15 protein-coding genes and 1 riboswitch are annotated in these 21,537 nt (G+C 46.2%); of the genes, 9 read left to right on the top strand and 6 right to left on the bottom strand.

All coding sequences use genetic code 11. The annotated features are described in order from the left end of the window. The first annotated feature begins 142 nt into the window (after positions 1–142). From AB0L18_RS20645 to AB0L18_RS20655, 3 genes are read left to right on the top strand one after another with little or no spacing between them, the layout of a single operon-like run. A complete protein-coding gene (locus tag AB0L18_RS20645; protein WP_367389221.1) occupies positions 143–775 on the top strand; it encodes a response regulator in 633 nt (210 codons plus the stop codon). Then, positions 762–3,896, top strand: a complete 3,135-nt coding sequence (locus AB0L18_RS20650; protein WP_367389222.1) for a two-component regulator propeller domain-containing protein — start codon at positions 762–764, stop codon at positions 3,894–3,896. The genes AB0L18_RS20645 and AB0L18_RS20650 overlap by 14 nt, the downstream gene beginning before the upstream one ends. 1 nt (position 3,897) lies before the next feature. Further along, positions 3,898–4,521, top strand: coding sequence for a fumarylacetoacetate hydrolase family protein (locus tag AB0L18_RS20655; protein ID WP_367389223.1), 624 nt, complete (start codon positions 3,898–3,900; stop codon positions 4,519–4,521). A gap of 185 nt (positions 4,522–4,706) precedes the next feature. On the opposite strand, the gene AB0L18_RS20660 is transcribed toward AB0L18_RS20655, so the two are convergent. Further along, positions 4,707–6,179 carry a hypothetical protein gene (locus AB0L18_RS20660; RefSeq protein ID WP_367389224.1) on the bottom strand — a complete coding sequence of 491 codons (1,473 nt, stop codon included), beginning with the start codon at positions 6,177–6,179 and terminating at the stop codon, positions 4,707–4,709. A gap of 208 nt (positions 6,180–6,387) precedes the next feature. Here AB0L18_RS20660 and AB0L18_RS20665 point away from each other — a divergent pair, with 208 nt between their 5' ends. From AB0L18_RS20665 to AB0L18_RS20675, 3 genes are all read left to right on the top strand, one after another. Next, complete coding sequence (locus AB0L18_RS20665; protein WP_367389225.1) at positions 6,388–10,347, top strand: cohesin domain-containing protein; 3,960 nt, start codon at positions 6,388–6,390, stop codon at positions 10,345–10,347. A gap of 62 nt (positions 10,348–10,409) precedes the next feature. Beyond that, complete coding sequence (locus tag AB0L18_RS20670; protein WP_367389226.1) at positions 10,410–10,982, top strand: hypothetical protein; 573 nt, start codon at positions 10,410–10,412, stop codon at positions 10,980–10,982. A gap of 31 nt (positions 10,983–11,013) precedes the next feature. Beyond that, a complete protein-coding gene (locus AB0L18_RS20675) occupies positions 11,014–11,580 on the top strand; it encodes a hypothetical protein (protein WP_367389227.1) in 567 nt (188 codons plus the stop codon). A 207-nt stretch (positions 11,581–11,787) separates the two neighbouring features. Here the strand turns inward: AB0L18_RS20675 and AB0L18_RS20680 are convergent, their stop codons facing one another. The 4 genes from AB0L18_RS20680 to AB0L18_RS20695 form a co-directional block, all read right to left on the bottom strand. After that, entirely contained in the window at positions 11,788–13,293 is a 1,506-nt protein-coding gene (locus AB0L18_RS20680) for a M28 family peptidase (RefSeq protein ID WP_367389228.1), read from the bottom strand. A gap of 173 nt (positions 13,294–13,466) precedes the next feature. Next, a complete protein-coding gene (locus tag AB0L18_RS20685; RefSeq protein WP_367389229.1) occupies positions 13,467–14,105 on the bottom strand; it encodes a peroxiredoxin in 639 nt (212 codons plus the stop codon). A gap of 31 nt (positions 14,106–14,136) precedes the next feature. Further along, positions 14,137–15,234: a homoserine O-acetyltransferase gene (gene metX / locus AB0L18_RS20690; RefSeq protein ID WP_367389230.1), complete on the bottom strand. Its 1,098-nt coding sequence runs from the start codon at positions 15,232–15,234 to the stop codon at positions 14,137–14,139. A gap of 72 nt (positions 15,235–15,306) precedes the next feature. Next, a complete protein-coding gene (locus AB0L18_RS20695; protein ID WP_367393169.1) occupies positions 15,307–16,623 on the bottom strand; it encodes an O-acetylhomoserine aminocarboxypropyltransferase/cysteine synthase family protein in 1,317 nt (438 codons plus the stop codon). 224 nt (positions 16,624–16,847) lie between these two features. Then, positions 16,848–16,968, bottom strand: a riboswitch (SAM riboswitch). Between the two features lie 147 nt (positions 16,969–17,115). Between AB0L18_RS20695 and AB0L18_RS20700 the strand changes: the two genes are divergently transcribed. Next, on the top strand, positions 17,116–17,529 hold the full coding sequence (locus AB0L18_RS20700) for an OsmC family protein (protein WP_367389231.1): 414 nt from the start codon (positions 17,116–17,118) through the stop codon (positions 17,527–17,529). A 103-nt stretch (positions 17,530–17,632) separates the two neighbouring features. On the opposite strand, the gene AB0L18_RS20705 is transcribed toward AB0L18_RS20700, so the two are convergent. Then, positions 17,633–18,940 (bottom strand): hypothetical protein, encoded by a 1,308-nt coding sequence (locus AB0L18_RS20705; RefSeq protein WP_367389232.1) that lies wholly within the window; start codon positions 18,938–18,940, stop codon positions 17,633–17,635. Between the two features lie 138 nt (positions 18,941–19,078). On the opposite strand from AB0L18_RS20705, the gene purU reads away from it, so the two are divergent. Both purU and glgA read left to right on the top strand, forming a co-directional pair. Next, positions 19,079–19,936 (top strand): formyltetrahydrofolate deformylase, encoded by an 858-nt coding sequence (gene purU, locus AB0L18_RS20710; RefSeq protein WP_367393170.1) that lies wholly within the window; start codon positions 19,079–19,081, stop codon positions 19,934–19,936. 43 nt (positions 19,937–19,979) lie between these two features. After that, positions 19,980–21,458 (top strand): glycogen synthase GlgA, encoded by a 1,479-nt coding sequence (gene glgA / locus AB0L18_RS20715; RefSeq protein WP_367389233.1) that lies wholly within the window; start codon positions 19,980–19,982, stop codon positions 21,456–21,458. Positions 21,459–21,537: the final 79 nt, after the last annotated feature.

Genomic DNA, 21,537 nt, shown 5'->3' on the forward strand with positions numbered 1-21,537 from the left:
TAGAGCTTGTCAGGGTCTACAAACATACTTGCCAGCGCTCTGATTACCAAAAAAGGATTAAAGTTTTCCGTAATTTGCAACACAATATTGAATAAGGGAGAAAACGTTTTGTTACCACCTTGTTCTTTTGAAACCCTGAACTATGATTCACCTTGGCATCATCGAAGACGAAGGATTAATGTTGCAAAGCATCCGCGAAACCTTTTCCGGCAATCCCGACATCGAAATAACCCTCGAGGCACAAACCCTGGAGGACGCTCTTGAAGACTTAACACCCGAAGTACAACTTACCACTTTACTGCTAGATATCAACCTCCCAGGTATGAGTGGCCTTAGAGGTATTCGCTACCTCAAAGAGCGTCGGCCTGATATGGATATCATCATGTTGACCAATAAGGACAGTTCTGACGATATTTTCAAAGCCCTTTGTGCTGGTGCTGTTTCTTATATTTCGAAAAAGAAAGCAAGCCCACCCATTCTACGAGAAGCAGTGACGATGGTTTCCCGAGGGGAGTCTTACATGTCTCCAGGTATTGCACGTAAGGTGATCGAGCATTTTGCACCGCCAGATCGATCAACTGCGAACCCCGTCCTCACTCCGCGTCAACACCAAATTGTAGAGCTGCTTACGGATGGGCTGAGCTACAAAATGATCGCCGACAAGCTGATCATCTCCGTAGAAACGGTAAGAGACCACATCAAAAAAATATACCGTACCCTTCAGGTCAATAGTAAGGCTGAAGTGATTCGCAAGAAACTTGATGGTGAGATTTAAGCAACAAAAAAAGAGCTTGGTACTGGTTTTATCAGCACTCTGCTGGTGCCTGTGGATCGGCCTGAGTAGCCTGATGGCACAGAGTTTGATTTTCGATGCCTATGCCATTCGTGAAGGTTTGTCGAATCGCCTGGTGGGAGATATTGAAATGGACAAATCAGGCTTGGTTTGGCTAGCAACGGGCAATGGACTTAATCGATTTGATGGATACGAGTTTGTAACCTTCTCTAACAGTGAGAAAGTGTCGCAAAATTACCGATTGTCACAGTCTTACATCAAAGAAATAGCTTGTTCTCCTGACCATCGCTTACTCGTTTTTTTCGAAGATCTTTACACCTCTTTCGATATCATTGATGTGGCGAGTTTCGAGGTGGAAAAAGTAGAAGTAACACTGCAGATCAAAGGACAAGCACGCAGGTTTTACGTTGATGAAGCAGGGAATGTTTTTGTTGTTTCGAAATCAGATACCTTCACCGCAGTATATGTTTATGACTACGGTTTGCGAGCATTTCAGGAGGTCTGTCTTTTAAATGAAAAATGGATAAAGCAGTATCCCGTCATTGATTTGTTGGTAGACCGACACGGAAAAGTTATTCTTTACGATGATGAGCATGGATTAAGAGCATGGGAGCCGACTACTAAGGAAGTGGATTATTATCAAGGAACCTCTCCTGGACAACCTTTTAATACTTCTGATATGAGTATTTTTTATCAGGATGATGCAGAGAGGGTTTGGTTGGCATTTAAAAACGTTCCAGGATTATACACACTCGCCGATGGTAAGGATAGCTTAGAGCTTTATACAGGGCTCTCAACGGACAAAATTTATTGTGATATATGGGAAGATGATCGTGGGAATTTAATTTTTTCGCAAGGAGATATCAATGGTAATTTCCCTTTTATTAGACAACTTTTTTGCTTGAGTGAAGAAGGAGCGATTTTTGATTTTAGTCACTTGCTAGAAGTTGGTAACTATCTTTTAAGTATTTACAGTAAGGACTTTTTTCGCACTATTTTTATCGGTACAGATACTGGATTGAAAGTAGTACAGAATACTACAACACGTTTGCAACGCTATCTAAATCAACGTATTGGCGAAGATCAACGTGGCTACTCCATGCGAGGCATTTGTGAAGACAAGGAAGGGAATATTTATTTCTCAAGAGAGGTAACCGCCTGGTATAAACTTGATGTGGAAAATGATTTGATTGATACCATTCGGCTACATGATAAATTTGGTAATTACCTGGATTACAATAATTGCCAGGGTATTTGGTATGATACGACAGGGTACCTGTGGGGAGTCACCGGAGACGGGACAGATCGTCGGATTGGATATCTTCACCAGTATGATTTGGAAAATTGCAATAACCAAATTTTTGAGTATCAGGATGCTTTTACAGCTTATGCAAAAAAAGACAACGAGCATTTTGTCTTAGGTGCACGATCCAGCGAAAATCGTGGGGCATTGGTCTTCTTCGATAGCCAAACACAAACTTTTAGCCGGTTTCTTGATAAAGAAAACAATAACCCTTTTGCATCCGTCTATATTAGGTATCTGTTGGTTGACGGAGTATTGATTTGGGTGGGAACGGAGCAGGGCTTGTTCAAGGTCAATATGGAAGACCTCACCTGGCAGCGGTTTATTCGTGGGGAGGATCCTCAAAGCTCAGAGGCTGTTTCGGTAAATTTAGCCGATAATTTTGTGTATTCGCTTTTTCTGGATGAGCAAGAGACCCTATGGATTGGTACCCTTAATGGTCTTTCTTCTTATGATAAAAAGACAGCGCATTGGAAATCTTACACCACACGAGATGGGCTGGTTTCAAATACGATTGCCTGTATTTTGTCAGGTGGTCCGGGCGCATTGTGGATAAGTACTTATAATGGCTTGTCTTATTTCACACCCGATCGGGATGATTCCCGTAGTTTTTTTCAGATCGATGGTTTGAGTCACAATGAGTTCAATCGTTTTTCAGCCTTCAATGCCTCCGATGGGCATTTTTACTTTGGTGGTGTAAATGGTATCAATGCCTTTAAAGAATACGAGCTGCTGGTAAGCAGAGACATCCCTAAAGTATTGCTGACCAGCTTTTCTCATTACAATAGTAAGCTGGATTCGACCATCGTTGTCTCGGCCAATTTATTGGAAAACCCCTCGATTGTCATTGAGCCCCATTATTCTTATTTTAGCTTTGACTTCGCACTGCCGATTTATACACCTACTGCTAATAACCAGTTTCGCTACCGAATCGGCAACGATCCCGATCAAGAATGGATCTACCTCAAAGGGGATAGAAGCTTGAGGTACAATGATATCAAATCGGGCACTTATAAAATCTATGTTCAAGGAGCAGATCCGAATGGCAATTGGGGCAAAGAATCTTTGGTGCTCAATATGTTTGTCAAGGAGATTTTTTACAAAAGCACCTGGTTCATCATTTTGGCAATTTTTCTGTTAGCAGCTTTTGTATATGGGCTGTTACGTTATCGGCTGGAGGAAAAACTGCGGATGGAACGCCTGAGAACACAATTGGCCAGTGATCTGCACGATGAAGTCAGTGGCTTGCTAGCGGGAATTTCTCTACAGTCAGAGTTGCTACGCTCACAGATAAACGAGCCTAGCCTGGATCTGAAGCTGCAAAATATTCGTCAAGCCAGCCAGCGTGCCATGTCTAAGATGAGTGATGTCATCTGGTCAATAGATTCACGCCGTGATCGCCTTCGTGAGTTGATCAACCGAATGGAAGAGCACGCCGATGAGGTGCTGCTGCCTTTGGAAATCCGCTATCATCTGGAAACACACCAACTAGAAAATGACGGCCCAATTCCGGCTAATATTCGTCAAAATATCTACTTCATCTACAAGGAAGCCATCAATAACGTAGCAAAACACGCACAAGCTAAGCAGGTGGAAATCTGGATGGGCAACCGTGGTAGTAACTTTGAATTACGCATTGAGGATGATGGGATAGGAGCAGATGATAATGGTGCTAAACGTGGGAAGAAAGGTCAGGGATTGGCCAACCTCCGAATGAGAGCGCAACGCTTGGGTGCTGAGCTGACCATCCAAAATGGCAAGGGCTTTACGATTCACTTAAGAATGAAAAAATTTATCTAAAATGAAGATCATCTGCATTGGCCGCAATTACGCCGAGCATGCCAAAGAATTAAACAACCCGATACCTGCACAACCAGTTGTGTTTATGAAGCCAGCTTCGGCACTTTTGATCAACAGGAAGCCTTTTTATTTTCCTGAATTCACTAAGGATATTCATTACGAATTGGAGATCGTGTTGAAAATTGGTAAAAATGGCCGCCATGTTCAACCCGAATTTGCCCTCGATTATATCCAGGAAGTAGGCTTGGGCATCGATTTCACGGCGCGTGATTTGCAATCAGAACTGAAAGCCAAAGGGCAACCCTGGGAATTGGCAAAAGGATTTGACGGTTCGGCCGTTATCGGTGACTTCGTAGAACTGAACACGCTGCCGGGCTTGTCGAATATTGAGTTTTATCTTGAAAAAAATGGCCAAAAGGTGCAGCACGGCTACTCAAAAGATATGCTCTTTTCTTTTCAGGATATTATTTGCTTTGTTTCGCAATATTTCAAGCTGCAAATGGGCGATTACATCTACACAGGCACCCCCTCTGGCGTGGGGCCTATAGCTATCGGCGACGAGCTTCGAGGCGTTCTGATGACCAAGGATGGCCCCAAAGAGGTATTAGCCTGTGATATAAAATAGAACGGTATTAGTAGAGTTGTTCTGCTGGGACAAGTTTTGCTGCAAGCGAAAAATTTTATCCTGAGCTGCGTTAGATTTTTCGCCGAATTGCCCGCATTCGGCTGCAAAATCTGCCTTGCCCAGAATAAAATTTTAGCGCTTTCGCTAAAACAGCCCCCAGCAGAACAACTCTAGTGCTTTGGGCACTAAGGAGTGTTACTTGTATGTACCTCTAGTTTTTCCCGTTCTTCCGCCAACCAATCTTTGTAATTGGCAGAATAGGCCTTGTTACTGAGCCGGTCTTGCAGTTTTTGCATGCGGTGCTGCTGTTTTTCCGACTTCCAGTATTTGCTCTCATAACGTAAATCATACAACTGTTTGATCAACTTTAGAAAATTGAGGTAAGCGTTTTTCTTCAGGCTGCTCAGTTGTCGGTTGCGGGTCACAAATTGTCGCGTAGCAAAAATGAGGGCTTGAAAAGAAGCCGTTTCTTCCTTATGGTAGTAGATTTTTAATTGAATAGATTTTGCCCCGAGGTGGTAAAATGCATCTGTAAATTCTACCTGGTGTAAACCCTGTAGCGCTTTGTCATATTGAGCTTGCTCGTAGCGCAAGGCCGCCAGATTGTAATGATAAGCATTGTATTGGTCTTGAGGAGGGAGGAATGTACGGTAGGATTCCAGGAAATGCTCTGTCCATTCCCAGGCTTTTAAGCGACTACCAGAGGTGACGATATTGGTGTATGTCCACTGCGAAATCCGTTGGTCTCGCAAGAGTAACTGTTCGTCAAGCAGCTTTCGATAGATTGTCAGTACCTTTTGGTAATAATGGGTTTCCCCCATGTTTATTCTTTGTACACAATAATTGAGCAGGAAATTGTAAACCGTTCGCTTTTCTTCTGGTGGGAGTGCTTCGGGATATATCTCCAGTTGCTTTTCCATGTCAGAAAATGAATGGTCATCATCTTCAGACTGTAGTAAACGTGCAAGGGCTAGGTAGATATTTATAGCCGATTGGTATTGCATTTGCTGATCTACTGCAGCTGCCTTTTGAAAAACTTCTTTTAGGTAAGACAACTCGTACTGTCCCTGGACGATGTGCTGTCGACTGAGCATATTGCAATAATTGACCAGTTGTTCCAGGGTGTAGTATTGGTCCAGCAATTGACTTTTTCGCTGTAAAGCAGAGTTGTGCTTTCTTTTTGAAGCGAGTAGGCTAATCGTGTCTTCAAAACCTGCAATTTGATAGCGAATATTTAAAGAAGTCGCGCCTTCCTCGGGGAAGTCGGCCCATTTTTTTTGCCATTTTTTTAAAATCCGCTGAGCGGGAATGACCAAACCCAGGTCTAATAAGGCCTGTATTTGCAGCGGGTAGGCTATATCTTCGTTATTTTGGAGTTCATTGTGCGCCAAAAAGGCATAGGTGGCCTGTAGTAAATCTGATAAATAATTGTTCATTGTGCTGGCCCGATAAGGTTGGTCAGGGTGTAATTGCTGCCAAAGTGTTGCTTTATCCAGCAATTGATAACTTTCTCGCTGGAAGTATTCAAGTAGCAGAACACTGAGGTTTTGCAGATGCTTATTGGTGAGGTGATAGGGAGATTGGCAGTACGCAGACCAAGCTTTTAGCTGGGGCGGAGAAAATTTATGGAGAATTTGAGAAAGTAAATTGTTTTTCATCTATGATTATTAAAAATAAAACACTGTAAATGAAGTGTTTGTGTCTTTATTGTTGTTGTGTATGTTCTATATCTTGTGATAAATGTAGCATTTTTTTCTTCACTGTCGGTCTACATTTGTAATATCAATCTGAAAGCAGGTTGGTTGGCCATTGAATCGAAATTAAATGGCTACTTTATTAAACCAATAATCCCATAAAAATTTAAAGATGTTAAGACCACTGTTACTATTTGCACTCAGTCTATTTTCCTTTGTGCTCAAGGCGCAGGATACCGACTGTAGTTTTGGTTTAGTCTTGTCCTCGGTCGAAGCCGAACCCGGTGATACTGTGACCATCGACCTAACCACTCGTCAATTCGAAGCTATTGTTGCTTTCCAATTTCAGCAGCATTGGGACCCTCAGGAATTGAGTTTTGTCGAGATTGTTTACAATCCTGCGCTGCCTTTTACGGTTGCTAACTTCAATCTGCAACCGGAGCAATTGAACCAGGGCAAGCTGAATTTTCTACATCTACAACCTTCGTTAAATGGGCTCAGTTTACCCGATGGTGAAGTGCTTTACAGTTTACGAATGCGTGTAAATGCCACCACTTCCGCTTCCTTGAGCATTAGTAGTCCCGATGATTTTTTTGTAGAGATTGTCAAAGAAAATAACCAGATAGTAGAGAATTATTATTTCCTCCATTCTACCATTGAGGTAGGGGCGGCATCAGGTGTTTCTCCTGGTCTGGCCAGTGCCTGTATTCAAGGTCAAGCTTGTAACAATCCAGCACTGGGGAGTATTCATTTTTCTCCAAGTGGGGTGGCTCCCTTTACTTACCAATGGACCAATCCGCAGGGATTCAGTAGCACTACTGCTGCGATCACCGGGCTCAATAGCGGGGTGTATCACCTACAGATTAACGCCGCAAACGGAAAAGTATCCAACGGTGATTTCTACGTATCTACCAGCTCAGAAATGCAGCTTAGCCTTGATGTTGATGCTGACGAATGTGGGGGGGCACCCGATGGCGCAGTAAGCAGCACCGTCACTGGAGGCTCGGGCAATTACAGCTACGCCTGGAGCAATGGCAGCACCACGGCTAATTTATCCTCTTTGTCGAGTGGTACTTATAGTTTGACCGTTACCGACCTTGATCTGGGTTGTAGTGTAAGCGGTTCTGCTACGGTACAGAGCTTGAGTAATATTCAAGGATATTTTACAACTATTTTCCCTTCCTGTGAAAACAGTAGTGATGGCCTTCTGACCATAAATATAGATAATGGTAGTGGGGCAGGGCCTTTTTCCTACCTCTGGTCCAATGGAGCAACAACGGCTACAGCCAATAACCTCAGCGCAGGATTTTATACAGTGACAGTGTCAGATGCAGCGGGTTGTTCGGCCATCTTCAACCGTATTCTGACCGCCACTCCTTTCGTTTTTGATGCCACGGTAACGGGAAGCAATTGTGGAGAAGCAGTAGGTAGTATTGAAGTCTTGTTATCTGAAAACGATTACAGCTTTATTTGGTCAACGGGAGCAACAACCAGTACCATCACTGATTTGAATGACGGTGATTATTCAGTTACCGTTACGAATATTGCTACCGGATGTATCGCAAGCGAGACTTATACGATCAGTAGCGAAGGGCTAATCGTCGCTTACAATATTGATTGCAACCTCGTGGGCAATAGTTACGTAGCGGATATTACCGCAGTGGTGTGGAATAATTCGGATGGGCCTTACACTTTTGCCTGGAGTACGGGTGAAACCCAGGTGAGTTCGCAGTTTTCTTCCATCACCGTTCCTGACAATGCCAACTATAGCATTACCATTACCAGTGCTTCCGGTTGTACGGAGATTATTGAGGGAATGACGGTTAATTGTAGCAATAATAATACTGAACTTTATCTAACGCCAGCTACTAGTAATTTGAATGACGGCGAAAGTATTTGCTTGTCGGTACGTGCCAATCAATTTACGGGTATCAATGGCACGCAATTTACCCTCAGCTGGGATGAGGATTTGCTGACTTACACTGGTATTGGTAACTTTTTGCTGGACGGCCTGACAAGCAGTAATTTTGGTACTGGTCTGTTAGAAGATGGATTACTGACCGTTTCCTGGCTGGCTTCTGATTTGATCAATGGCGTGAGCCTCCCGGATAATAGTGTGCTTTTTGAGCTTTGTTTGCAGGTTAGCAGTACTGCTGCGGCTACGACCAGTGTTATTTTCGCTAATTCTCCTGCCCCTCTGGAGATCACGAATTCCAACAATGAGGTCATTTCTGCTAGCACCACCAGCGCACAATTGATCCTCAATGACCCAGGCACCACGGGCGATCTTACTTTTATCGTAGGTGATGACAATGTGGGTATCGGAGAACAATTTTGTGTTCCCTTACGGGCTAATCATTTTACCAACTTGATTGGCCACCAGTTGACGCTCACCTGGGATCCTGCTGCACTACAATACACTGGAGTACAAGCCTTGAATCTTCCCAATCTGAGCGTAAACAGTTTTGGATCTTTGGCTGAAGCACAAAACGCAGGCCGCTTGCGGATGCTCTGGCGAAATATTAATGTTACAGGTATAAGTCTGGCCAATGAGACGGTGCTGGTAGAGGTCTGCTTTACGGCCCTAGGACCAGAAGGTACTTACCCCATTGATTTCTCTACCGAGGTATTGCCAGTAGAAGCGGTGGATGCCAACTACGAGAATCCTTTGGTTCAAACAGTAGCAGGTACCATTACTATTGGCGAAGGCTTGCAGGACGCAGCCAGCTTGCGCATCGTCAGTGCTGGTGCAGAGCCGGGTGCAACTATCTGTGTACCAGTAGAGGCCGTTCAGTTTTCGGAAATTGTAGGTATGCAGTTTAGCATCAATTGGGATGTGAACCGGTTGATCTTCGACGAATTGCTGGTGCTGGACAATCTTCCTGGACTACAGGAAAACAATTTCAACGTCATAGCAGAAGACGGTATCCTGAATTTGTCCTGGGTAGGGAATCTTGCCGAGCCAGCAACCCTTGTGGAAGGCACCCCGCTTTTTGAATTGTGCTTTACTGCCCAGGCTACAGAAGGCCCTGCTGGCGTGATATTCTCAGGGCAGCCTACCGCAATGGAGTTTATCCGCGACAACAACCTACTGGCTTTTATTCCTATCAATGGAGAAATTACCATCAGTGTCGATGGCCTGGTTTGGCCTGGCGACACCAATGAAGATGGCCTGGCCAATAACCTTGACTTACTGAACATTGGTTTAGGCTTTGGTAGCCAGGGTGCTGCACGTAACCATCCTTCTTTGCAATGGTTGGCCCAATATGCTCCCAACTGGGAAGAAGAAACACCCGCTTCTGGTGTCAATTACCGGCACGCTGATACCAATGGCGATGGCACCATAAATGCCCTGGACACCCTGGCGCTGTCTTTGAACTGGGGACAGGAAACAGGAAACTTTTCGCCTGGTACTGCGGAGAACTTCTTTACTGGCGCACCTTTTTACGTACAAGCCGATACCGTACAGGCTGGAGCTACTGCCCGATTACCTATTGTGTTGGGGGTTCCTGATGAGGAAATAAATGGCGCCTACGGCGTAGCCTTTACGATTCGTTATCCGACAGAAATGATCACCCCTGGCTCTCTTCATATCAATGCGGATGGCTGGTTGGGTGCAGCAGAAGACAATCTCCTGTTGATGTTCCGTGATTATCCCGCACAGGGTAGGGCAGAAGTAGCCATGGTTCGTACCGATGCCCAGGAACAAAGCGGCGGCGGTACCATAGGTGAATTGATCATCATCATGGAAGATGTTATTCTCCGTGGTTTGGTAGATGTAATCGTCCCGATTAGAATTGAAGGAGTGACCTTGATTAATTTCAGTGAACAACAATTACCTACCGCTCCTAAGGAAACCTATACACTCGTAGAAGGGGTGACGGAGACTACCTCACCAGCTTGGGCCAGTAACATTTCCGTGCAACCTAATCCAACTTCCGGGCCACTCAATATCCAGATGGGAGAAGTAGCGGTGGAATACATTCGCCTGACCGATTCAAAAGGAAGACATCTTTTTGAAGAAAAAACACCAGATGGACAGCTTGATTTAAGTGCTCTACCTGCGGGTGTGTACTATCTCCAGTTGCAAACCCAAGAGGGTAGCATCTACGAAAAAGTAGTTAAGCTCTAATTCCAGATTGCTATATACGCTGCTCTCTCTGATACTTATTTAATCCCTCAAAAAATAAATTCATGTTACGAAATATCTTATTTGTTTTTTCCTTGCTGTTTGCGCTTGTTGGCATGGCGCAGCCCTTCACCGTAGCTGGTGTTATTGAAGCCTCCAATGGGGAAGCTATTGGCAGCATGACCATAGCGCTCTTAGCCGCTGATGGCAGTGTTCTCAGTACCCAGTCGGTAGATTGTGATGGCCAGTATACTTTCTCCGGCTTGGAAAGTGGCGTTGATTACAGCCTGCGTTTGGATAAGGAAAATAGCAGCGCCTTCAACGGTGTTTCTACTTTCGACCTGGTCTTGATTTCCAGGCACCTGTTAGACGTACAACCTTTTAGTAATCCCTACAGTGTAGTTGCTGCCGATGTGGATGAATCCGGGGTCATATCTATTACGGATATAATGATTGCTCAGTCTATCGTCTATGCTCAAGTGACGAGCTTTCCTGGTCAGAACTGGTTTTTCTTCAATGAGGGAAACTCCTTGCCTGCCACGGAATTTCCGATTACGCTTACGGCTGATTTATTGGATTTCAACTTCATCGGCGTCAAAAAAGCAGACGTCAATAACTCTGCAAATACTTGTGAATAATTTTATTATCCTCCTAAAAACTCCCAACCTCATGACTAACTATAAATATCTCTTGTTCGTATTTCTTTTCCCAATGGTAGGCTTTGCCCAAAATACCATTAGCGGGGACATTGTATTACCCAACGCTTTGCCAATCTGTAATGTACTGGTAGAATTGCTTGATCAGAACGATCAGGTGATCCGCCAGGATGTCAGTGAAGAAGATGGTACATTTCAATTGTTGAATGTGCCCAATGGAACCGATTACACCCTGCGCTTCTTCAAAGAAGGTTCCTACCTAAATGGTACGTCTACCTTTGATTTGGTCTTGTTGGCAAGAAACATTTTGGGTATAGAACCATTGCCACTTTATGCCCTTTGGGCGGCTGATGTCAATGACACTGGCACAGTGACGACCCTGGATATGGTCTTGATCCGAAAACTGATCCTGCAAATAGACACGACCTTTCCTGCCACATCTTGGGGCTTTGATGAGGCCGACGCTACAAACTGTGACAACCGGATTGAAATTCCTGCCCTAGCAGAGTCTCTCAGTGTTTCGGTCGTAGGCGTAAAACGCGGCGACCTAAACAATAGCAATGCGATGATCTGCCAGTAGCACAATTCTTTTATACAAAAGGCACTGTTGGGTTTCCCGAACAGTGCCTTTTGTGTTTTTAGTAACCATCTATACCGTGCTCTGTAGTGTCGGGTTTTATACCCGACCATATATTCCGTGCTCCGTAGTATTGGGTTTTATACCCGACAAAGGAGCATGGAGCGGAGTAGGAGACAGCCCAGAGTCAAGGCATGGTCCCACAAACGCTTATTTTTTGTACAATTCCTTTCCTGCCTCTTCGTACTTGTCTCCCTCGGCCCATACGGGTACATTAGGGCTATTGGCGATCATTCGGCAGCAGTGTGCGAAGGCCTGGCAATACTTCTTGAGGTAAGCATAGTCGATGCTTGCGGCTTCGTCTGTTACCTGGTGATAGTGCTGAAGGATTTCTGCATCAAATTCTGAAAAACCAGGACTAAAGGTCAGGGCAGGCACCCCCTTACGGGCAAAAGATACATTGTCGGAACGATCAAAAAGACCTTGTTCTGGTGCAGGGTCGGGAATAATTTTCATTCCGAAAGGTGCCACGCCAGCTTCAAGCATCTCATTAGTACCTGTACGGTCCCAGCCAAAGATAGAAACAGCACCAGTGTCGTTATATCCAGCTCCATCAGTGTTAAAATTGAAGATCACTTGATCCAATGGAATCAGCGGATGATCAGCATAGTAAGCACTACCCAATAAGCCTATCTCTTCACCCGTCACGGCGAGCACGATGATGGAGCGCTTGGGCCGCATTTCGGCAAGTGCCCGAGCGGTATTAAGCAGCGCGATGGTACCAAAGGCATTGTCACGTGCACCATTGAAGATGCTATCCGTTTCGGTGTATTGGCCTCCTTGTTTACCAACGCCAACGTGGTCGTAATGTGCGGTGATGAGCAGGTATTCATCCTTTAAGTCGGGGTCAGTACCTTCCAGAACGCCAATGACGTTTTGCGACTGTACCTTGTTGCGGATAAACCCGGTAGAGTTCAATTGTACTTTTAGCTTTTTAGCAGATTGAATGTCCGTAAACGAAAGCGCATCTACTTTATTCAACCACGCATAGGTGATCTTGCTATCCTCTTCCTCTTCTTCCATAATTTGCAAGGATTCTCCACCAAAATAGCCGGCAAACATCTCCCAGGGGAAAGGCAATTGATACAATTCAACCAGGGCTATGGCTCCCCGTTCTTCCGCCAGCTTACGCTTGGCACCCATGGCTCCAACAATGCTGCCAGGGTCTTTTGCACCCGGAGGGCCAGGCAAAACGAATACGACTTTTCCCGTCACATCCAGCCCGGCGTAATCATCATGCTCCGTCGCAGCGTCTACCCATCCGTGACCAGCAAATACCCCTTTGGCTTTAGCATTAACAGCGGGTCCTGAAAGGATGATGAAATCACTTCCAGACTTAAGGCTAGTGCCATTTACAGTCATGGAAGAAGAAATAGGAGGCTGTGTAGCGGCGAAAGGAATACGCTGGAAATGGTCGGTCATGCCAGCAGGTGGCTGGTAACCATAAGCACGCAAGTGGGCTGCAATGTACGCTGCGGCCATGTCATTGCCACGGCTGGCAGTACGACGGCCTTCGAGTGCATCACTCGCAAGAAATTCCATTTGCGTCCGGATATCGTATTCATTGAACGAAAACTCCGGTGCTTTATCGCTCTGTTGAGCCGTACTATAATTGACCAATCCCAGGGTCAAAAGTAGAAAAAGATAATACCGCATAAAATCTTGTTGATATTAATAGATAATTAGGCATTGCCTGTTGTGTTTCGGGCTCGAAGATAGTTATAAGTGTTAAAAATAAGCCCCTACTACCGTGTAGTAAGGGCTTGAAGTATCGCTTTTGCGGTAGAACGACCGCCTAATGCTGTCATTATCGATCGCTTCGCCTACTTTTAGTCAATATTAGGCTGCGGCGTCGTCCGCAGGTAAGGCTTGATTTTGGTGTGTCCTTTGGGGAATTTTGCCGGAATATCAGCATCTGCAATACTGGGTAAAATCACTACGTCCTGCCCTTGCTCCCAATCTACGGGGGTAGCAACACTGTAATTGTCCGTTAATTGTAAAGAATCAATAACCCGCAGAATTTCGTAAAAATTGCGACCGGTACTGGGAGGATAAGTCAAGGTCAACCGGATCTTCTTGTCGGGGTCAATCACAAAAACAGAGCGTACCGTAGCCTTGGCCGTAGCGTTGGGATGGATCATGTCGTACAGCTCCGCCACCTTGCGATCATGATCGGCGATCACCGGGAAGTTCATTTTTACTTCCTGGGTTTCTTCGATATCCTTGATCCATTCGTGGTGATCCGTTAAAGGATCAACGCTCAATGCGATGGGTTTTACACCTCGTTTGGCAAACTCTTCTTTTAGCGCTGCGGTGCGTCCTAGCTCTGTTGTACAAACAGGCGTAAAATCTGCTGGGTGAGAGTAAAATACGACCCAGTGGTCACCTGCCCAGTCGTAAAAATCAATATCTCCTTGAGTGGTTGCTGCTTTAAAGTTGGGAGCACTGTCCCCTAATCGTAATGACATGTTATTATGGTTTTTTGTTGAAAAGATTGTTTTAAAAACTTTCACTGCCAGGTAGTACGAGGTTTTGTTTGAACGCTACCTTCTTACGTAACCTTGGTGATGCGGTTCTATCCGTGAGTGCACCTTGCATAAAATCATGTAACAAGAGACTAATGGCCTTGGTTTCAGTAAGAAAGCCATCATGGCCAAAATTGCTGTTAATGACTTCAAAACGGGCGCCAGGAATATGTTCTGCTAATTCCGACTGTTCCGCCACCGGAAAAAGCAGGTCGCTATCTACACCAATCACCAGTGTGTTGGCTGTTATTTTAGCAAGTGCTTGAGCAATACCTCCACGATTACGCCCTACATTATGGGCATCCATGGCCTTGCTGAGTATCCAGTAGGACTCGGGACTAAATCTTTGCCACAGCTTCTCTCCCTGATACCGCTGGTAGCTGCTAGCACGAAAATCATCAAGCTTATCGTGTTCTGTTTCTGCCTGGCCGTATTCGTAGGTTTGATAGTGACGATAGGATAGCATCGCAATTGCGCGAGCTGTTGCCAGCCCTTTATGCCCACCTTCCTTGGTTCCATCACCAAAAGTAGCATCAGCTTGCAAAGCCATCCTTTGCGCCTCATTGAAGGCGATTCCCCAGGGAGAATGCCGAGCGTTGGTGGCCAATAGGCAAAGATGTTGAAATCGTTGCGGGTAAATTACGGCCCACTCCACCAGTTGTTGGCCACCTAAGGAACCACCAATGCCCAGCTGAATTTGGTCAATTTCTAAATGCCTTGCCAGTAATTCGTGTGCTTTGGCCATGTCTCTGGTCGTAAGCTGGGGAAAAGTCAAGCCATAAGGCTGCCTTCCATTGGGGCGCCAGTCGTCTGGTCCTGTACTCCCGTAACAAGAACCCAGAATGTTGGCACAAACGATGAAATGCCGCTCAGGATCGATGGTTTCTCCCTTGCCTACCAATCCTGGCCACCATCCCATTGGGTTGGTATTGCCCGTAAGGGCGTGACAAACCCACACGACGTTGTCTTTGCTTTTGTTAAGCTGCCCAAAGGTTTGATAACCAATGGTTATCCTGTCTAATTGTTGACCAGATTCCAGCGGAAAAGGATGATCACTATGCAAATACTGCATGAAGAAAAAATGTTGAAAATGAAAGAACTACATAAGAAGACCTATATACCTTGCCTTATGTGGTTCAATTAATTAAGCCGTTACTGGGGTGCCAATTTTAGCGAAAGCTTGTTCAAAATCCGCCTTAATATCTTCAATGTGTTCAATGCCCACACTCACCCGTAGCAGATTGGGTAATACACCGGCTTGGATCTGTGCTTCGGCCGACAACTGCTGGTGCGTGGTAGCCGCAGGCTGGATGATCAGCGTTTTAGCATCTCCAACATTGGCGAGATGACTCACCAATTGAAGACTATCTACAAGCTGAGTCGTTTGTTGTTGACTACCCTTGAGGGTAAAACTCAGCACGCCTCCGAAGCCATTGTGCAAAAAGCGTTGGGCATTTTTGTGGTTAGGGTGGGAGGGGAGCCCCGGGTAATTGACCTGTGCTACCTGCGGGTGTTGCTCTAGCCAGGTGGCCAGGGCCAAAGCATTATCCGCAGTGCGTTGTACGCGCAAACTCAAGGTTTCCAATCCCTGTAACAATAAGAAGGAGTTGAAAGGACTAAGTGCTGGGCCAAAGTCGCGTAATCCTTCTACCCGTGCCCGAATAGCAAAGGCTATATTGCCAAAGGGGCCATCTGCACCAAAAACATCAGAGAAGACCAGGCCGTGATAGCCTTCCGAAGGTTCACTGAATAAGGGGAACTTACCATTGCCCCAGTTGTAGTTGCCACCATCAACAATGACACCACCAATGCTGGTGCCGTGCCCACCAATCCACTTGGTGGCTGACTCCACAACCACATTGGCCCCGTGCTTCAAAGGTTGACAGAGGTAGCCTCCTGCACCAAAAGTATTGTCAACGATCACCGGCAAATCATGCTGTTGAGCAACCTCAATGATCCCCGCAAAATCTGGCACGCTAAAACGCGGATTACTGATACTTTCGAAATAAATAGCCTTGGTGTTTTCGTCGATCAGGCGCTCGTAATCAGCGGGTTCTTCTCCTTTGGTGAATCGTGCTTCAATACCCAGGCGCTTGAAGGCCACCTTGAACTGGTTGTAGGTCCCACCGTAAAGATTGGCAGAAGAAACGAAGTTATCGCCCGCTTGCAGGATATTGGTCAAGGCGATAAACTGTGCCGCCTGTCCAGAACCAACCGCTACTGCGGCAACGCCTCCTTCCAGGGCTGCTACCCGCTTTTCGAAGACATCGGTCGTGGGGTTCATGATACGGGTGTAGATATTGCCGAACTCTTTGAGTGCAAAGAGATTAGCGCCGTGTTCGGAGTCCTTAAAGGTGTAGCTGGTCGTTTGGTAAATAGGCACTGCCCGCGAGCGGGTGGTTCCTTCTACCTCTTCCTGACCAGCGTGTAATTGTAAAGTTTCAAATCTAAGATTGGACATCATTTATTGTTTTTGTGGGTAATGAATAGCATAACTAGCCCGGCATAGCGAAGACAATAGTGCGTATTACCCCTTAGGGTAAACAACTAAAGCCCTCCTGTATGCGCAGGACGGAGTTAACAGCAACAACAACAGCAAGCTGTCATAGCACGCTGTTCAACAATGGAACTGAAAGGAAAAAGTGGAAATGGCACTGTGGCCGAAAAATGATTCATTATATCCCGATTTTATATTTCCCCCCAGCAATACGCTGAGGAGGCGGGATTTGGCACCTTTTGCTCCCTGGGAGGAGCAAGGTTGCCAGGGTTTCATTGAGCCCGATCTCTCAACCCTTCGGTATAAAATCGGATATCCGGAGAAATCCGATCAGGTTGCAAATGTAAAGGGGTAAAATGTAAAAGTCAACTAAATTAGTAGGAATTAATATTTTTTTTCTAAATCAACCTAACTTGCGGGCCAATTGTTCTACCGAAGACCAACTAAAAAGCAAGCATGAAAGTTACCTTAGCAAGACTGGATGATGCCTTCCATATGCAGGCCAGCAACGAAGACGGCCTCACCGTGCACAGCGATGGATCTCCTGAAATCGGTGGTCACAACCTGGCCATGCGTCCTATGCAGATGGTCCTGGCAGCGCTGGGGAGCTGCAGTAGTATCGATGTCATCCATCTCCTCAACAAGCAACGCCAGCCCTTGCGGGACATCAAGATTGAACTCAAGGGAGAACGAGTAGATACGGTTCCCAATGTCTTCAAAGCCATCCACGTCCACTACCAACTCTTTGGCGATCTCGATGAGAACAAGGCAGAACGTGCCTGCCGAATCAGCATGGAGAAATTATGCTCCGTCTCCATGATGCTGAAGGAATCAGTGGATATTACCTGGTCGTATGAGGTTTTGGCGTAAAGCTAAATCATTCGCTGCGTGAGTTCCGAGCATCGGAACGAACACTCCCACGAACCCGAGCATCGGGTGAGTACTACCGCGAGTCCCCTAGGGACGAGCACTATTAACTCCCCAAAGCCATCAACGCCTTTGGCTCCCGGTCGGCCGTCATGGCCATCACGACGGCGGCGGTACAGAATACGGGGCTGGTAATGCAATGGTGCCCACTCCAGGAAGCGTTGCCGTTTTGGATATTGCTGTACAATTCGTTCATCCGGCTGTACCAGGCTTCCCATTCAGCGCCACCCATAGCGGCCAGGGATTCGGAAGTAAGCATGTGACTAAGGAACTCTTCTCCACCGTTGTTGCCAAAACCTCGCTGTACATCCTCGCGGAGTACTTGACGGGCCGCCTGCACATTGGCTACGTAGTCAGCAGCCATGGTAGTTGCTTCGTCTTCAGAAACGCCTTGTTGGCGCAAAGCTTCTATGGCCAATTGGCTGGACAAAGTGTCTGTTTGCTGATTCATTTCACTGAGGGCCTGGCGAGTCATGTTTGCGGAAGAAGCCGTGGCTCTTTGGGTACTGGACAAGGCGTAAAGCGCTACGCCCGCTGAACTTTCGGTACTGACGCTGCCATCAGCATAAACATTGCTACGCTGGTACTGCTGTGAGCGCTGGATGGCATCGCGATTAACGGGCCGTCCTACACGCTCGGCCAGCTCGAGGGCATTGTTGCCCATGGCGGAATTGAGGACGGTGGCCCAACCCCGGTTGTTCCAGCTGCCGTCGGTTTCCTGTGAGGCTTCCAACATGGCGATGCAACGATCTAAGGCTGCGGTCACCCGTTGGTAAACCAAAGGATCGTGAGAGAGATAAGGCGTCAGCCGGGCAAAAAACTGAGCCGCTAGTGCTACGTCTACATTTGCACCCAATTTAGTCTGCGGCTGGGTACCTGTGCGTTCCGTAATATTGAACGACTGATGGTCAGCGGCTTCGGTGGCAGAAATCAAGTATTCCGTAGCGTTGGCCAGGGTAGGGCGGTAGGCTCCTTGCTGCAGAGTAGTGCCGGAGCGGAGGAAAGCCATAGCAACCAGTGCGGTCGTTGCCGGATCAGTAGCTACCTGCTGTGGGTCGCGAACATTTTGTCGGCTGTGCAGTCCTGCTCCCCAGCCGCCATCAGCAGCCTGGTTTTCGGCCAACCAGACCAGGCTTTGCTGGAGATAATCAGGCAGCGGAGCAAAATCCTCATTGGACGGAATACCCCAATCGCGGTCGGCCATTTCGGCAATAACCGTTTCATTAGGCACATAAAAAGAACCTACCCGCACCTGTGCCCAGCCATCATAACGATTGGAGGCGACTACGAGTGCGATAAGGGAACTTATGAAAAAGAGAAAAAATCCGAGAATAAAGAGAGATGATTTACGCATGTTGGAGGGTTATTGGTCATTAAAGATGTAAGTATTCGAGCTAAAATAAGATGTTTCAAGTTACAAAATGATTGGTACAAAGGCAATTATCCTGTTAGACTATTGTACTTTTGTGCCCTCAAATAAGTGTTAAATATGATACAGGCAACTGCAGTGCTGTTGATCCATTGTCCAGATCAAAAAGGGATCGTAGCAGCTGTTACCGATTTTTTGCACAATAATGATGGCAATGTTATCTCGCTAGAGCAACATGTAGACCCCAATCTAGGGCATTTTTTCATGCGGGTAGAATGGGAATTAAGTGGTTTTGCGATCAGTGCAGAAAAGATTGAAGATTATTTTGCGACGCTGGTAGGGAATAAATTCGGCATGGCTTGGCAACTTCATTTTACAGATCGTAAGCCACGAATGGCCATTTTTGTATCCAAAGCCTCGCACTGTTTTTACGATATTTTGCAACGCTATTCTTCGGGCGAATGGCAGGTAGAAATACCGGTGATTATCTCCAATCACGATGCCTTGGGCGCCATTGCCGAGCGTTTTGGGATTGACTTTAAGGTCTTTCCTATCGATAAAGCCAACAAAGCGGAACAGGAATCCTTAGAGAAAAAATTGATCAAAGAGTTAAAGGTTGATTTTATTGTACTTGCGCGCTACATGCAGATCCTGTCGGATGAATTTTGCGCGAGTTTCCCAAATCAAATCATTAATATTCACCATTCTTTCTTACCTGCGTTTAAAGGAGCCAGACCGTATCATTCTGCCTATGAGCGGGGCGTCAAAGTGATTGGCGCCACCAGTCATTATGTAACACCTGACCTTGATGAGGGGCCAATCATCGCCCAGGATGTCACGCATGTGAGCCACCGCGATGATCCTACGGAACTGGTACGGAAGGGGAAAGACATCGAAAAAAGAGTCCTCTCTCAAGCGATTCGTGCCCAGTTGGAACATAAAATTTTGCCTTTTGGCAACAAAACAATAGTGTTTCATTAAAAATCAATATTTTCGACCATTACTTACTTCATAACTGATATCCATGTCTGCACCTCTTAATATTATATTTCTTGCTTCAGAAGGCGTTCCGTTTGTGAAAACAGGTGGTTTAGCGGATGTTGTCGGGGCTTTGCCAAAAGCGCTAAAAGACCTCGGACACCAGGTGCGTATTGTTTTGCCCAAATACAGCAAGATTGATCCCGTTAAATTTGGTCTCCAACGCTTTCAAGATTCAATGGGCGTATGGATGGGAGGAGGTGTTCAAGAGTGGTGCGCGGTAGATGTCGCTTACATGGAGGGTGATATCCCGGTGTATTTTATCGAAAACTGGAAGTTTTTTGATCGTGATGGCATCTATAACGATGCTAATAATCGGGATTTTAATGACAATCCTGAGCGTTACGCCTTTTTTACCAGAGCTGCCCTGCAGTTGTGTATCGATCAGCAGTGGCCCACCGATATTGTCCATAGCCATGACTGGCAAACAGCCCTGGCACCCGGTTATTTGAAAACCTGGTTTCGTAATGAGCCCATTTTGAGTAAAGCAGCAGGTGTATTCACCATCCATAATATCCAATACCAGGGCAATTTCCCTAAGACCCGCTGGCCTTACATCGGCCTGGGTTGGGAAAACTTCACTTCCGACAAGTATGAAGACCACGACCGCATCAACTATCTGAAAGGAGGAATCGCTTTCTCCGATATGGTCAATACGGTTAGTCCTACTTACGCCTTTGAAACCAAGAGTTCGGAACTGGGCATGGGCATGAACAGCCAGCTGAACGCCAAAGGCGGAGCCTACGTAGGTATTTTAAACGGGGTAGATTACGCAGATTGGGATCCGGCAACCGACAAAAACCTTCCTGCGACTTACTCTCCGAAGAAGATGGCTGGTAAAGCAAAATGCAAAAGCGTTTTGCAAGAAATGTTTGGTCTGGAAGTAAATCCCGATATCCCCTTAGTCGGCGTTGTGAGTCGTTTTGCTGATCAGAAAGGGTTGGATCTATTCTATGGTGCTATCCACGGAGCTGTCAATCGCATGAGGGTTCAGTTTATCGTGCTGGGGTCGGGTGACAAGCAGTTGGAAGCAGCTTACAAGCAGCTACCTGGGCAGTACCCTGGTCGAGTGGGTACCTTTATAGGTTATGATGACCCCAAGGCGCACTTGATTGAAGCAGGTTCCGACTTCTTTGCGATGCCTTCCCGTTTTGAGCCTTGCGGTCTTAATCAAATGTATTCACTTAAGTATGGCACCCTGCCCATTGTACGCGCAACGGGTGGATTAGCTGATACCGTCATTCAATACAATGAGCAGTCTGGCGAAGGGACTGGATTCAAATATACCGACAATACCCCCATTGCCATTGTTGATGTCATAGGCTGGGCCGTAAGTACCTTCTATGATCGCAAACCACATCTGCAGGCAATGATCCAAAGGGCGATGGCCCAGGATTTCAGCTGGCTCCAGAGTGCTCGCCAGTACGAAGAACTGTACCGCGAGGCATTGCGGCGCAAGTGGTAATCCTTTCCAAATGTTAAAAAATGAAGTTTTTTGAAAAAAAATGGGTTCCAACTCAACCTTAATAGATGTATATACATTT

The sequence above is a fragment of the Lewinella sp. LCG006 genome (genome assembly GCF_040784935.1).
GTDB lineage: Bacteria > Bacteroidota > Bacteroidia > Chitinophagales > Saprospiraceae > Lewinella.